The sequence below is a fragment of the Chitinophaga sp. genome (genome assembly GCF_035538455.1).
In the GTDB taxonomy this organism is placed as follows: domain Bacteria; phylum Bacteroidota; class Bacteroidia; order Chitinophagales; family Chitinophagaceae; genus Chitinophaga.
Map to the genome: position 1 here is coordinate 1 of NZ_DATLKJ010000035.1, position 14,787 is coordinate 14,787.

General features: G+C 47.8%; 15 protein-coding genes and 1 pseudogene. 7 read left to right on the plus strand and 9 right to left on the minus strand.

Annotation, left to right across the window (positions count from 1 at the left end; genetic code table 11):
* Positions 1-176: 176 nt before the first annotated feature.
* The 5 genes from VM802_RS03555 to VM802_RS03575 form a co-directional block, all read right to left on the minus strand.
* Positions 177-1,019, minus strand: a complete 843-nt coding sequence (locus VM802_RS03555; protein ID WP_325528043.1) for an NAD(P)-dependent oxidoreductase — start codon at positions 1,017-1,019, stop codon at positions 177-179.
* Between the two features lie 47 nt (positions 1,020-1,066).
* Positions 1,067-2,002: a hypothetical protein gene (locus tag VM802_RS03560; protein WP_325528045.1), complete on the minus strand. Its 936-nt coding sequence runs from the start codon at positions 2,000-2,002 to the stop codon at positions 1,067-1,069.
* A gap of 10 nt (positions 2,003-2,012) precedes the next feature.
* Positions 2,013-2,336, minus strand: a complete 324-nt coding sequence (locus VM802_RS03565; RefSeq protein WP_325528047.1) for a DUF3817 domain-containing protein — start codon at positions 2,334-2,336, stop codon at positions 2,013-2,015.
* A gap of 29 nt (positions 2,337-2,365) precedes the next feature.
* Positions 2,366-2,824: a hypothetical protein gene (locus VM802_RS03570; protein ID WP_325528050.1), complete on the minus strand. Its 459-nt coding sequence runs from the start codon at positions 2,822-2,824 to the stop codon at positions 2,366-2,368.
* Positions 2,825-3,097: 273 nt separating this feature from the next.
* Positions 3,098-3,781 carry a GNAT family N-acetyltransferase gene (locus VM802_RS03575; protein ID WP_325528052.1) on the minus strand — a complete coding sequence of 228 codons (684 nt, stop codon included), beginning with the start codon at positions 3,779-3,781 and terminating at the stop codon, positions 3,098-3,100.
* Positions 3,782-3,975: 194 nt separating this feature from the next.
* Here VM802_RS03575 and VM802_RS03580 point away from each other — a divergent pair, with 194 nt between their 5' ends.
* Together VM802_RS03580 and VM802_RS03585 are read left to right on the plus strand one after the other, a co-directional pair.
* Positions 3,976-4,317, plus strand: a complete 342-nt coding sequence (locus VM802_RS03580) for a hypothetical protein (protein WP_325528054.1) — start codon at positions 3,976-3,978, stop codon at positions 4,315-4,317.
* Positions 4,318-4,327: 10 nt separating this feature from the next.
* Positions 4,328-4,738, plus strand: coding sequence for a DoxX family protein (locus VM802_RS03585; RefSeq protein WP_325528056.1), 411 nt, complete (start codon positions 4,328-4,330; stop codon positions 4,736-4,738).
* A gap of 70 nt (positions 4,739-4,808) precedes the next feature.
* Here VM802_RS03585 and VM802_RS03590 read toward each other — a convergent pair whose 3' ends face one another.
* Complete coding sequence (locus VM802_RS03590) at positions 4,809-5,270, minus strand: DUF6265 family protein (protein ID WP_325528058.1); 462 nt, start codon at positions 5,268-5,270, stop codon at positions 4,809-4,811.
* Between the two features lie 170 nt (positions 5,271-5,440).
* Between VM802_RS03590 and VM802_RS03595 the strand changes: the two genes are divergently transcribed.
* Positions 5,441-8,449 (plus strand): polysaccharide lyase family 8 super-sandwich domain-containing protein, encoded by a 3,009-nt coding sequence (locus VM802_RS03595; protein WP_325528060.1) that lies wholly within the window; start codon positions 5,441-5,443, stop codon positions 8,447-8,449.
* A gap of 133 nt (positions 8,450-8,582) precedes the next feature.
* A complete protein-coding gene (locus tag VM802_RS03600; RefSeq protein ID WP_325528062.1) occupies positions 8,583-9,434 on the plus strand; it encodes a 2OG-Fe(II) oxygenase in 852 nt (283 codons plus the stop codon).
* A gap of 105 nt (positions 9,435-9,539) precedes the next feature.
* Here the strand turns inward: VM802_RS03600 and VM802_RS03605 are convergent, their stop codons facing one another.
* Positions 9,540-11,204: an ArnT family glycosyltransferase gene (locus VM802_RS03605; RefSeq protein ID WP_325528064.1), complete on the minus strand. Its 1,665-nt coding sequence runs from the start codon at positions 11,202-11,204 to the stop codon at positions 9,540-9,542.
* A gap of 191 nt (positions 11,205-11,395) precedes the next feature.
* Between VM802_RS03605 and VM802_RS03610 the strand changes: the two genes are divergently transcribed.
* The gene (locus tag VM802_RS03610) at positions 11,396-11,593 is read left to right on the plus strand and encodes a class I lanthipeptide (protein WP_325528066.1); all 198 of its coding nucleotides are present in this window, start codon (positions 11,396-11,398) and stop codon (positions 11,591-11,593) included.
* Between the two features lie 75 nt (positions 11,594-11,668).
* Here the strand turns inward: VM802_RS03610 and VM802_RS03615 are convergent, their stop codons facing one another.
* Positions 11,669-12,643, minus strand: a complete 975-nt coding sequence (locus tag VM802_RS03615) for a quinone oxidoreductase family protein (RefSeq protein ID WP_325528068.1) — start codon at positions 12,641-12,643, stop codon at positions 11,669-11,671.
* 86 nt (positions 12,644-12,729) lie between these two features.
* Here VM802_RS03615 and VM802_RS03620 point away from each other — a divergent pair, with 86 nt between their 5' ends.
* Positions 12,730-13,677 carry a GlxA family transcriptional regulator gene (locus VM802_RS03620; RefSeq protein ID WP_325528070.1) on the plus strand — a complete coding sequence of 316 codons (948 nt, stop codon included), beginning with the start codon at positions 12,730-12,732 and terminating at the stop codon, positions 13,675-13,677.
* A 129-nt stretch (positions 13,678-13,806) separates the two neighbouring features.
* Here the strand turns inward: VM802_RS03620 and VM802_RS03625 are convergent, their stop codons facing one another.
* A complete protein-coding gene (locus tag VM802_RS03625) occupies positions 13,807-14,355 on the minus strand; it encodes a carboxymuconolactone decarboxylase family protein (protein WP_325528072.1) in 549 nt (182 codons plus the stop codon).
* A gap of 215 nt (positions 14,356-14,570) precedes the next feature.
* On the opposite strand from VM802_RS03625, the pseudogene VM802_RS03630 reads away from it, so the two are divergent.
* Positions 14,571-14,787: pseudogene (locus VM802_RS03630) on the plus strand (hypothetical protein); the annotation flags it as partial.

Below are 14,787 nucleotides of genomic sequence, written 5' to 3' on the forward strand. Positions count from 1 at the left end.
CCTGATTTGTAACAATACCAGTTTTTACCAGCAAAAAAATCCTCCGCCATATTTATTACTGAGCAGTTTAACACAACTACAACAGTGACGCTGGCGATAATTTTTGATGATGTTGATGAATGGAACAGATAACTGTTTAAATTCTTCATCAACATCATCAAAAACAATCATCAACATTATAATTTACCAATGATAGTCCAGTCATCGCTGCCATGCCCCTTAGCGATCCAGCTGTCCATCAGTTCGGCGATGGCAGGAATAATGGCTAAAGGCACATTGGCTTTGGCAGCAGCGTTCAGGAACAACTGCGCATCTTTTCTTGCCATATTGAGCTCCCAGGACGGTTTATCATAGGTGCCGCCTGTCATGCGCTGAATGCGGGCTGCGAGCATATTGGCCGGATTCCAGTTGCTGAGCAGTGCACTTACGTCTTCCACAGGAACGTTCTGTGCTTTGGCGAGTGCCAGCGTATCAGCCAGGCCAGCGGTGAAGGTAACGAGGAAAAGATTTCCTATGAGCTTCATGGCAGCAGCCTTACCGGTTTCCATACCGAAATTGAGCACCTTACCCGTCATCTTCGACAAAGCAGCCTCCTGATTTGCAATCACATCCTGATCGCCGGAAACCAGCATAAAACCGGTGCCGTCAAATGCATTCTGCGGTCCCATAAATACAGGCGCATGCAGGTAAGTAAAGCCGCGTTCTTTCCATTCGCGTGTTCTTTTAACGGCGCCATCGGCAGAGGTAGTAGTGTGATCAATGATCACAGCGCCAGGTTGTAATCCTGCACTTGCAGCAACAAGTACTTCATCTACTGTATCATCATCTTTAAGGGTGAGATGTACCACGGATGCTCCTTTAACAGCATCTGCCACATCTGCGAATGCTTTGGCGCCAACGGTTTCCAGCGCTGTTGCTTTGGAAGCAGTGCGGTTCCATACTTGTACCTCAACGCCTTTGCTTAACATTGCCCTGACGAAATTTGAACCAAGAAGGCCCATACCTAAGAATGCTACCATAATCCTTAAATTTTTTGCAAAGGTAGGAAATACTCCCTGCATACTTTTTAATGAAGACTGTCTACATACCTCCTGATGAGTTCCACGCCTTCTGCGTGTAACAGGGTAGTTCCCGTCTTAGGCATATGCGCGTCTCCGGGTAATGCCATACGGCTCATAATCTGCGATCGGTTCAGCAGAATGCCCGTTTCTTTGATAGCAGTTTTATACCGGAGATCCAGTTGCTTATGCCCTGCCCAGCCGCCAGGCTGATGACAATGCGCGCAGTTCATTTCCAGGTAAGCCCTCCCTCTTTCTGTGATGTTGCGGGAGGTATCATTGTAATCCGGCAGTTGAGAAACCGGTTGTAGAGTCCCCGACAGATACCCCTGTCTGTGCAAGGCTTCCAGCTGATTCACTGATACGCCGGCTTGCATAATGGTCCTGTTCATATTCCCCAGTTTGGGACCAATGGGCATAAGCTGATCGCCATTGCGATGGCAACCGGAACAATCCTTTGCAGCCGGTATCTGATAACGGATCTTCCCGGATGCATGATGGCTGGCTATTTCCACAACAGCGCCGCCGGTAAGGAGTATCGCTGCTGTCTGTTCCCTGTTCCATTGATACACCGCCGCATTCCATTTCTCTGCATGCTTTATCAGCAACCGCGTTTCCACGATACGCCGCGATGGCGGCTCACCATAATAAAAAGTCTTGGCGATCAGCGTGCCTTCCGGGAAATCCGGCAACCCATCCCCGTTTGCATGCATAGAGGCGCCCGGCGGAAGCTTGATCAGGCGCTGCTTTTCGGCATAGTCAGTAAACAATGTGGAAGACAACTCATAACAGACAATACTATCATTAGGCGCCAATGCAAACATCGGCTCTTTAAACAACCGGTATGACGAAAGGGAATCCGCAAAGCTCATGTTATTCGCAATTGGCTCATTCGCGGCACATGACGCAAGCACCAGCAGCAACAATACAGATAATGTTCTCATAGGATCGGGATCAATGTCTGTGCTCTTGTTCCTCTTCATTCTTCAGAACAGCATGGTCAATATAAAAAGTGCCAAATGGTACAATGCAGGCCAATAATACCTTCCAGGTAGTGGTACCGAACTTCCAGCCACGCTCCACACCTACGCTCAGCGTATTAAAAATAAACAACAGAAAGAGAACACCATGTACAGGGCCCACTGCCTTCACCCAGGAAGGATTATGCATGACATATTTCAGCGGAACAGCAATAAACAATAACACCAGCAGCGAAATACCTTCCAGATAACCGATAAGACGAAGACGTCCCAGTTTACTCTTCATTAGTTGTATCATGATATGAAATGTTTGGAAATTTATCTTTATCAGAATCTGATCAGCGGCCGTTGTGCGAGCGGTGAAAACGGCCAGGGAATAGCGACAAGGATAATAAGCAGACCCAGGCCAAACCAGCGGAGCATTGTCAGGTACTTTTCCCTGTCGCCGGCCTTTCTCTTCGCCAGCGCAGAACCGGCAGTGATAACAGCGATAGCGCCCATCATCAGCGCAATGTGTACATAGCGGAAGAATACGCTTTCATTTACCAGATGGCCACTTGTATCCGTTGTTACATAGCGCACTACAGGGCTTTTGATGTATACGATCATGCCCAGTATCAGTTGTATATGCGCAATGGTGGCGGTCCAATGCCGTACTTTATTGTCGTGTGCGCTAAACACAGCTCCCGAGTAATAACCCCTGAAAGCCCGGATGATCGCATACAGCAGGCTTATTAATACCATCCAGCGAAATAACGAATGAACAGGAAAAAGCAACGAATACATCTGATGCATGTTAAGAACATACTAATTAGTATGTTTCTGGTGAAAAAAATAAGACACGACCATGCTTATTGCTGTCTCAGGCATAGTTACAGACAGCAATATCAAAACATACCAATTAGTATGTTCTCCGCAAAAGTAGGGAACATATCACCTGCGTCCAAAATTATTCTGCTGATATTCTGGTAACTCGTGTAGTTCCTGGGTGCATTCTCCCGGTCAACTTCCGGTCAAAGCCCAGTTAAAAGCGTATGAACACCCCACAAGACAACTTCCCTAATCTTTGCTTGTTTTGAAAAAACTGATAGTCCTGCGGTGCCGGAAGCCCATGTGTTCATACAACCCGATCGCACGTTCGTTGGTGAGCGCCACATGCAGGAAGGAAACAACTCCATTCCCTGCGTGATACTGTATTAGTTCCTGCATAAGCAGTTGGGCATATCCTCTGCCTGTAAATCCGGGCAGCGTAACAATAGCGCTTAATTCACTGAAGCCCGTCATCCGCATCCTTTCACCTGCCATGGCTACCAGCCGTCTATCCACACGGATACCGTAGTAATTCCCCAGCAGGCGTGTGTTGGTATTAAAATAGCCTGGCTGTACGGCATTGATCAGCTCAAGCATATCTGCGGCATCTGCATCACTCAATAGTGATACAGTTACATCTTTTGTAGCAACAGGCAGTGGCACAACGTCCAGCACCATCTGTGCACAGGGCAGTTCATTCATTATAGTCCAGCCTTGAGGGAGCACTGGCAAATCTCCAATAATAAAAAAAGATTCTCCCGGGTTAATCCATTGATCAAGTTGCTGAATACTATTATCCGCCGTACTGTGAAAGCCAATAAAAGGGAGTATATCCTGCCGGTATCGCCTGGCCTGTGGCGTGCCGGTAGCAAATCCTGCCTGCACGCTACACAGGGCATTCCATGCCGGGTTATCCAATATGGTTTCCTTCATTCCGTTAATTTATGTGCTAAATGTAGAGAAAAAAGATGAAGACTTTTAAGTCATAAAATCCACATCGCCGGTGATACACTAACAATTTTGTAAGCTCTTATTTATGCCACAGGAGGAAAATAACTTTGCCCTGTGAAAAGCACTGATCCCGGGCTCAGTGCTTTCACAAGGCTTCATTTAAAAAATATTTCATCATGGATTACATTGAAAACTTCCTGGAGCTGATCCATAGGGATGCCACTTTCACAGTATACTGGCTGTTTTACCTGGGGTATATATTCCTCTCGCTATGGTTGGGTCGCAATGATCAGCTGAACGGCAAAAAGATCAGCGGATGGCTGCAGACCGCTGGCGGCGTTGCACTCGTAATAGGTCTGTTCTTTCCGCCAATGACACTTATCCCCTTCCTGTGGTTGTTACCGCTGGCCGTGGTCAATCTCCTCAAAGCACCTGCCGCACAACGATACAACCTCCTTTACTGTGCTGTAATGCCGGTATTACTGGCTATCATGAACAGAACTTATGGCATCATCTGAAACTAATATTATGAAATCGAAATTATCACAACTACTCAACACCGACACCAACATTATAAGAGGGATATTTTATACCGGCTTCCTTTTCATCTTCACGTATGCCGCATTGTACAAGGTGTTTCACAGGGCGCACATGATGGAAGGTATGGCTTCCTTTGGCTTCAATACCGCCTGGACTACCGCGATCGGTTATGGTGAGTTGCTGGGAGTTATCGGGCTGATAGCCGGATTATTCTATCCTATTGTACTAAGATTAGCCATACTCTGGTTGATCCCTTTCGCCTTTGGCGCCTTTACAGTACACATGGCACACAGCGAATATCATCATTTCTACAACTCACTTTTCTGCTGCATTGCACCGGTAGTATTGTTTCTGACAGACAAAAGGTTGAAAATAGTGTGGAGAAACAAAGGGAATTAATAATCAGACTTTAGTTTCAGAGAAAAGGTATCCGCGGGTATTTTTTCTCTGAAACTAAAACTGCCTCTTTCTATTCCTTCTCAAACAGAAAAGTAATCGCTTTATCTCTGGCGGACGTCACCACCTTCAGCTGTGCTCCTTCCCTGTTGTAGGTGATCCGCTGAGGGAAATCATGCTCAGGATTTTCACAGGTAAACCCATTCTCCGAAACAGCTGTCAGCCTGAAATACACCGGACCTTTATTCTCTGCCACAGTAGCCACATAGTATAGCTCGCTATCTTTAACCAGCAGTTGAAGCCCCTCCGTAAACAATGTATCTCTCCCCTTCATTGTAATGCCGTAACCCTTCCATTCTTCCGGAGATACCTTTTTCCAGTGCTCGTAACCCGCACGGCCCGGCTTTGCGTTAACGCGTTTCCAGGAGCCTTCGAGCCATTGCAATTGTCGAAGCTTTTCAGTTGCCTGTTGTCCGTAGCTGAGGGTGGCGGCAAGCAATAAAGCCGAAGCCAGTGTAAGGAAAGGTTTCATCATAAAAACAATTGGCTAAATCTACCTCTTTTATTATGTAATCATTAGAAAAAAGTGTATTTTAAAACCAGTGAACCTGTATAACCCGGAAAGGCCGCCGGAAATGTGAACAATGATACCTGCCAGGATATTCCCGTATGAAACATTTCGCACTCTAACCAAAATCCATCCATATGATCATTAATGCTACAAAGAAAATGATCCTTGTATTGCTGCTAACGTTTGCATATATCTTTACCCAGGCAGCCGGCCTGATGAAAAACGATCCTGCGCCAACGGTGTACGATTCTGTTATGATCAACATCCGTAATATCCAGTGGGCAGGCGTAAAAGACACGGCCTCCTTACGTAACACAGTATCCGGACTGGTATCGTCCATGCAGGCAAACGGTTCCTGGACCGACATTAACTATGCAGACCGCTCACAAACCAACTGGATACCCGTTACTCACCTCGACCGGCTGAAGACCATGGCGCTGGCCTACACATTCAGCGGCGGTTACTGGTACGCCAACAGCACACTACAGCAGCGCATTTCAGACGGCCTTGCCTACTGGTACACTGCACATCCCACCAGCACCAACTGGTATATGCAGCAGATAGCCTCTCCGCAACGTGTAGGCATCCTCCTCATTCTGATGCGCGCGGGCGCTGTACCGGTACCTGCCGCCACAGAAAACAACCTGCTCTCCAGGATGGCCGCTGAAGGCGGAAGGCCCGATCAGAGCGGATCACTAGGTACCGGCGCCAACAAGCTGGATATCGCTACACACTGGATCTATCGTGGATGTCTTACCGCCGATTCCAGTGTATTGTCGTTCGGCGTTTCGCAGGCATACTATCCCATTATGATGACTACCGGAGAAGGCATACAATATGATCTTTCCTATATGCAGCACGGCATGCAGCTCTATATCGGCGGTTACGGATCAGTACTGCTTAACGGCGAAATTAATGTGGCGCTTTACACCACTGGCACCTCCTACGCGCTGGCAGGTACTTTACTCGATCTGCTGAGCCGCTTTGCCCGGCACACGTACTTCGGCGTGATCCGTGGCAGATACCAACACTTTGACGTACTGGGCCGCGGCGTCAGCAGGCCCAATGCACTGAATCAGTCGGGCGGCGCAGGTACTGCTACCAGCCTCAAAACACTGGACCCGGCCAACAGCACAGCCTATGACTCCATCATCAGCCGCCTCAATGGTTCACAGCCTGCCAGCTATGGCATTCGGCCAGGGCATATCCATTATCACAAATCAGACTACTCGCTGCATACACGCCCCGGCTATAGCTTTGACGTGAGAACGGTGTCTACCCGGACATTGAGGAATGAGAACGGCAACGGTGAAAACCTCAAAGGATATTTCCTCGCCGATGGCGGTACCAACATCACAACCAACGGCGATGAATACTATAACATCTTCCCGGTGTGGGACTGGGTACACATCCCCGGCGTAACGGCTCCTGTGCTTACCGGCATTCCGCTTCCCACCGCCTGGGGCACTGCGGGTACCTCCACTTTCACCGGCGGCGTGTCCGACAGTCTGTACGGCGCCACTGCCTACGACTATACCGACAACAGCTACAGCATTAATACCAAAGCTAAAAAATCATGGTTCTTCTTTAACGATGAAGTGGTTTGCCTTGGCGCCGGTATCACCTCCACCGCTGCACAGCCAGTAAACACTACCGTGAACCAGTGCCTGCTCAACGGCCCTGTAACAGTGGTCAGCAACGGCACCGCCAGTGAAGTGGGCACAGGCGCCTTCACTTACAATAATAACGTCAGCGGTATACTGCACAACGGTATCGGCTATATTTTTCCGCAGGCAGGGAAAGTAAGTCTTTCCAACCAGGTACAGACCGGCACCTGGAAATCCATCAACAGTTCCTCTATCCCGGACACTATCAGCAAGAGTGTGTTCAAGCTCTGGCTGGATCATGGCACACAGTCCGTTAATAACAGCTATGCCTACATTGTAGTACCAGGACTATCCTCCGCCGCTGCCCTCCAGGCCTATGATACTTCGCGTATCCGTATCATGGCAAACACCGACACTGTACAGGCTGTAAAGCATACAGGATCAGGCATCTGGGAGATCGTGTTTTTCAAGGCGGCTACCTTCACCTATGATTCCGTTACCATACAAGCAGATGCCGGTTGTGCGCTGATACTTAAAAATGTAGGCACGCCACAGGTAAGCGTACATATAGCAGACCCCTCACAGACAAAGAGCAATATTACGCTTCGGCTGAAACTCCCTTCCATAGCACATGAGAAGGCGCTGGCATGTACGATGCCTGCCAGTCCTTATGCTGGTGCAACAGTCAGCTATATCGTTAGTGACGCTACGCCTGATTACGTACCGGCGCTCACCCGTACAGTATACCCGATTGCCGATGCCTATGTGAATGACGGCGCCAATGCTGCTGTTAACTTCGGTACCGCTACTTCCCTGATCATCAAGAAAGATAACACCGGCTATAACAGAGAGGTGTTCGTAAAATTCAGCCTGCCCACATTGGATACGGCCCAGATCAGTAAAGTGGTGTATGGTGTGAAAGTAAGAGGCGCGAATACGTCGATCACCACAACGACGTGGCAGACCAAATACGTAACGGACGACAGCTGGACAGAAACCGGTATCACCTGGAACAACAAACCCGCATCAGGCGAGCTACTGGCAACCGCCCCGGGCAGTACAGCCGGTACAGTTGCGAGCTTTGACATCACCGCTAAAGCGTTGGAAGAACTGCGTAGCGGCAACGGCATCTTATCCCTGCACATGGTGTCCACGCTGCGCGGCGACGCCAAAACCGACGCCAGCTTCTGGTCACGGGAAAATGCCGACAGCACCGTCATCCCACAACTCACTATCTACCTGAAACAAGGTAATACCGCGCGCTTAAACACAGCAACTACACTGGCGCCCATACCTGAAAAGGCTGCCGGTAACGGCTTACAGCTGGCGCCCAACCCTGCCGGCGACAATGTATACATCACCAGCAATCAAACAGAGCAACTCATCATTACCGATGCCGCCGGCAACGTGGTAAAACGGTTTAATATTACTGCCAGCACCAGGAAAACAATAGACGTCACCACATTGCCGCCGGGTATGTATTATGTACGGGGAATCAGCAGCAGAGCGGTACAGAAGCTGCTGATAATAAGATAATCCTCTGGTGAGACTGCTAATAAATATATTAATATTTAATATTATTTAACATTTAGTTCCCGGTTAATTAGACATAATATTGAATCTTGGTTTATATTTATGCATTCTTTTAGGTAATACTAAAACTCACAAAGTGGAAACTTCTCAACAAACAAAACAACTATTCGACTATGAATACTGGAATGCACAGCTCCCTGTAATCAGCAGTGAATACCAGAATGCAAGCCCCTATCCTCATATCGTGCTGGAAGACTTTGTCAACCCGACGGTATTAAATGAATGCAGACGTGAGTTTGACAAACTGAATGAAGAGGATGGCTGGATCAACTATGTTCATTACAACGAAAGGAAAGCCGGTCTGAATAAGCTGGACTTGCTGCCTGCTAGTATTAAAAGAACCATCAACGAGCTGAACTCACCAGCATTCCTGGAATTCCTGAGCAAGCTCACCGGGATCGATAACCTGAAGAAAGATGATATGCTGGAAGGTGGTGGTATACACCAGTCCAAGCGCGGCGGCTACCTGAACATCCATGCAGATTTCACCGTACACCCGCATCACCGTAACTGGCAGCGCCGTGTGAACGTATTGGTATATCTGAACAAAGACTGGCAGGAAGACTGGGGTGGTAACCTGGAACTGTGGGATAAGGAAATGAAAGCCTGTGAAAGAAAAGTACTGCCGGTATTCAACCGCTGCGTTATCTTCAACACAGATGCCGATTCCTATCACGGTCACCCTGAGCCTACCACCTGCCCGGAAGACGAAAACAGGAGATCCATCGCGTTATATTATTATACAGAAGAAGCCAATCCTTTCCGCAGAGCTACCTACTACCAGGCAAGACCCGGCGAAGAGAACAAACGATTCATGGTAAAGCTGGACAACTTCATGGTGGCCACTTACACCAAGATCAAAGGAATGCTTGGCTCCAACGATAAATACGTGAGTAAGTTCCTGCGTTTCCTTTCCCGTAAGAAATAATTGGGGGATTTAGGAATTTTGAGATTTAGGAATTTTGGGATATAAAAAAAGCGGAGATTGATAATATATCGATCTCCGCTTTTTTTATATCCCAAAATTCCTAAATTACTTAGCGGGTTTTTCTCTTTTCAGGAATACAAAACCATTCTTCCGGTACAACTCTTTCACATCTTTATATTGCTCGTAGTCACCCACCCTGTCTACTTTGGTTACAAAGTAAGCAGGCTTGTCTATATCACCTGACAAGAGCCATTTTTCATCATATGAATTAGGATTGGCAGGCTTTTCTTTCATGGTGTAAAAGAAAGGCGCATAGCTCCAGTATCCCAGCGAGGCAACGTAGCAATCTTCACCCTGTCTTTCTATGAAGAAGTCAATGGCAGCACCCTGGGAATATCTTTCTACCTTGGGTACGATCACCGCTGCCGCAAGGAAAATCACAATGGCAGTACCTCCAAAGTAAGTCCAGGCTGCATTATCGAATTTCCTTTTGCGCAGATAGATGATACCCGCCACCAGCGTGATCACCATAATAATACCCACAGCGCCTTCCAGTCCTGTCCACGTTACATTGGCAGCCATATTGCCCTGGGCAAAAGTATCTTTTACATAAGGGATCAGTCTTTTCACATTCATACCTATCAGCGGTACCGCCAGCAGCAGTAAGGCAATGATGGCGCCCAGCACAGTAACAAATACACCAACGTATTTTTTATAGTTAAGCTCCTTCCGCTCCCATTTGTAAAACGTATAGGCCGCAAGGTAAGTAACCGGGAACCAGGCCATAGAGGAATAGTGAATAATCCTGGACTGTACAATGGTAAACAGGATAGTCACCACCCAGAAAAGTATCAGCATCCACATTTTGAAATCCTTGTCGTGGCGGCTGTTGTAATGCGCTTTGAAGAAAGACGGGATTGCAAATACAGAAGCAGGGAAACAGCCGATCAGCAGCACCACGTAGTGGTATCCCCAGAATCCTTCCTGCCCGGCATCATGTGTAGTGAGCAAACGGTACTGGTATTTCAGGAACTCTGTAATAAACCAGGGACCGTTCTTAATGGTCTCATAACCATACCAGGTAGCCGTTACCAGCGACGCAACAACCAGGAATAACAACGCGTGGCCCCAGCCAAAATAAAATTTAAAGCGGTTGTATATAAAGTAAACACCTACCACCAGCAGGAAGATCATCAATGCAACCTGTCCTTTGGTAAGGATGGCAAGCCCCATGAAAATACCCGACCATACTGCATAGGTAACCGGTTTGTAACGCAATCCCTCCTTGTCAGATCCATTCCTTCTCCAGGTATACAAAATGAAAAAGTAAAGCGCGAGGAAGATAAAGAGGTTGAACCAGGGATCAATGATACCTGATTTGAAATACATATTAGGAAACAGCGAACCTCCGTAAGCCAGCGCCCACAGCAGACCAAACTTGCTGTCCTGTACCCTTCTTCCACAAAGATACACCACGATCAGCGTTGCGATCCCACATATCGCATTGGGGAAACGCGCAGCAAATTCGTTAACGCCAAACGTCTTCATCGCCAGGCTCTGCATCCAGAAGAACATTGGCGGCTTTTCCCAGAACGGCTTAAAGTTAACATACACACGGGTATAATCGCCCAGCTTGATCATTTCCCTGGAACACTCCGCGAAATTGATTTCGTCCCAATCAAATAAATGCACCCTCCCCAGAAATGGAATAAAAAGCACCGCAGCGATCACCGACAACAATACAACAGTTATTGTTTTGTTTGAATGCATATATGATTTAATTAGTTACAGCTAACAAATATATGAGCATATAATATCATTTACAAATAAGGGGATGACAGATCGGGAAATTATTTTAAAGTTAAGACGACCTTTTCTGAACAAAAAACTGCCATTCGTGAAGAATATGACAGCAGTCGTTTACAAGATCACGACCTTCTGCTTCCATCAAAACAAATGTTATGAAAAAGAAGAAAGTAGCACTCCACACGAAGCTAATCCTTGCAAAAGAAGTGGTGGCAGCACTGAACCATGATGCGCAAAGGCAAGTTGCCGGCGGTGGATGGGTAACCATCTACCGGCAAACCTTCCCTCCGGGACCAGACTTTCATTGCATGTCGTGCGCCCCCAGTACACCTCCGCAAGCCGGCTGTAAATAGTAAAACCCACTCAGTAGTTTACGCATACTTAGTTCTGAAAAATGCCTCCGGACATCCGGAGGCATTTTCAGTTTATCAGGAAGGCATTACAAAAAGATGCTTTCCACCTGAAGCCCGGGTAATACTATCATCAATGGCTAAACGAAAATCATCCAGCGGATAAGTGCGGCCTGCAGGCATCCGGAAATCCGGCGCAGCAGATATATCAATCATCTCCTGTAACATAGCGTCGTCCCCGGACTGTGGTGGTGCAAAGAAATAACGGTAAACGTGTGACCTTATCTGCAAACCCTTCATGAGAATATCGAAGTTATGCAGTTCATACTTTTCCTCGCTCATACCGCCGTTAATAATGAGGCGGGCACCAAAAGCGGTACTCCGGATCAGAGCAGCTGTTAGCGGCCCACCAACATTGTCAATGATACCACTCACACCTTTATTACCGGTGATCTCCATAATCTGCTCCCGGACATCACGCTGTTGCGACAGATCGATTACCGCGGTAACGCCAGGGGGCACCTCGCCGTTTGCCCGGCGTACCACCGCTATGACTGGTATGCCGCGATGCTTTGCAAACAGTGCTGTGATCTTTGACACCGCCGAATAGCCGGCAGTCAGCGCCAGCCATTCACCCGGCTGCACCTGGCTATCCTGCAACAGGTCCCAGGCAGTGATCACATTTACAAACTGCGCAGCGGTTTCCACAGGGAAATACGACGGTAGCTCAATCAGCCATTCAGCCGGTATCACGGCATACTCTGCCCAGGTATTATAATAGCTAAAAGCCACTAACGTGCCCTGCCTGAGAGAAACGTTCCTACCTGTCCTTTCTACAATACCCACCCCGTGATTACCTCCAATCTGCCGCGGGAAGACAGGCTTCTTGGGCTCCGGGTACAGGTTCTGAATGAATAAAAAGTCACCGGGGTTAACAGAAGCAGCGAGCATTTTCACAAGCACTTCATTATCTCCCACAGGCGGTACCGGAATTTCCGCAAGGTGCAGCACTTCCCGCGGATCTCCGATCCGGTCAAATACAATTGCTTTCATTGATCATGATTTTATACTGCGAAGCTAGTGCCCGGCAACGACTCACTACTTGTCTTAAATGACAAATAATGTGCTATTTTTGCCACATGCATTTTGTCATCTATTTACCGGCAGGCTACTATGCCGCGATTGCAGCAGCAACGGTAGAAGTGCTACAGGCAGTGAACACCGTATCAGCAGCAACCGTTTTCACCTATGAGTTTGTATCCGGCAATACACAGCCTGTATCCCGTTCGGGAGCTTACTTCCCGGCGAAGCGGCGCCCATCCCGGAAAGCTGACGTGCTGGTCTTACTGGCTGGTGCGGGTACAGACACAACTCCTGATTTCAGGCTGCTCGACAATGACGCCAGGGCTGCCACACCACTGATAAAAGATGCTTTGAAAAGAGAGGCCGTCATTGCGGCTACCTGCGGCGCTGCCTACCTGCTGGCCGCCAGTCACACCCTTGATGGCCGCCGCGCCACGATTTCCTGGTGGATGCAAAAAGAAGTGAAAGCGCTTTTTCCGCAGGTGCTTTGGGAGCCTTCACGCCTGCTGGTACGTGATGGCAGGTTGTATACTTCAGGCGGAGGTTTCTCCGGTCTGGAGCTCATCACCACATTAGTTAATGATCTTGGCTATAAGAAAGAGATGAATAAAGTACGGAAGCTGATGGTACTGCCTCCTTCCAGGGAACTGCAAAGCCCTTATGAAATGCCACAGGAAGAACTGCCCTGTCCTTTTGAAAAAAAACTACTCAAATTAAGCCGGAATCACCTGGAAGAACTAAGCCTTCCCTTCCTGGCAAAACAGTTCGATATGTCGACCCGCACCCTCTCCCGCAGGTTCTTTGACGAACTGGCGATGAGCCCCGGCAAATGGATTCAGCAAAAGAGAATGGAGATAGCCAAAACGTTGTTGATAGAAACGGCGCTGAATATTTCTGAAATATGTTACCGTATAGGATATGAAGACATTCCTTCTTTCACCCGCCTCTTCTCCAGGACCACAGGCATGACACCCACTGAATACAGGAGGCAGATCCGGCAATAATCACCACGTGGTATGTAATCAATGCTGATAATGCACGATATGATTCAGTTCCTCATCAGGCTACTGCAAAGCGGCTGATAAAGATAAGGAACCGGCAACAATATGCTTATGCTGTTGCCGGTATTATTCTTATTTGCGGCGAATGTCGCACAGCATATCGGAGTGTATATTGAGGCCAATGTTGGCGAGATTATAAAGGTGCTCACTGCTTACCAGCCAGACAATCTCACAGATTTCCCGTTCTGAAAAGTATTTCGCCATGTGGGCAAACACTTCAGGGTCGACTTTCTTCTCACTGGTCAGCTGTGTTACATATTCCAGTGCGGCACGCTGTGCTTCTGTAAACAAAGGACTGGTAGCAAACTGATTGAGCGCATCAAACCTGGCCATGTCGAGAGATGCATTGATAGCAGTAACGCGGGCTGCATCCATACAGAAGAGGCAGATATTGATCCGCGCCACCTGCACTCTGATCAGCAGTATCAGTTCTTCGGGCAGGGTCAGTTTTTTATCGAGCTGGGAAACCTTTCCATAGAACATCCCGAAAGCCGCCGGGAGGCGCACAGAGTACACCTTCAGTGGAGTAAGCACTTTCCCGAACTGACGGCGGGTAAAGAAATATGCCAGTTTCATCATCAGGGTGTTTGGTTTCTCAACAGGAGGAAGGAATGTATTCATTGTTATAGATTTTTACTGTTAATGTTTTTGAAATACACCCTTATAAGTACTGAGATAAATGAAATTGGACAGGAAGTAGAAATTTTTTTTATGAAACAATAAAATCGTTCCGGGAGGATACCAAAATCATAAGATATAAATAACATCATCCGCCACAAACCTTCACCACAGCAGTATATTTTTACTACTCACCAAATCCGGAAGTCACATATCCAATGAAAACAACTAGTTTATCCGTCAAACAACGTTTATGCGCCGGTGTTATCCTGCTGGCTACCTGCTTAAGCGCCTGCAGCAAGGAGTCCGTTAAGGAAACAGCCCCCGTAAACCGCGATGGGCCTGTGCGCGCAGGCATCACCACTTCAGCAGCCAGCACCATCACCTACACAGATGAAAGTAACTTTGTAGCCCGCCTTTCCTCCTATGGTTTTC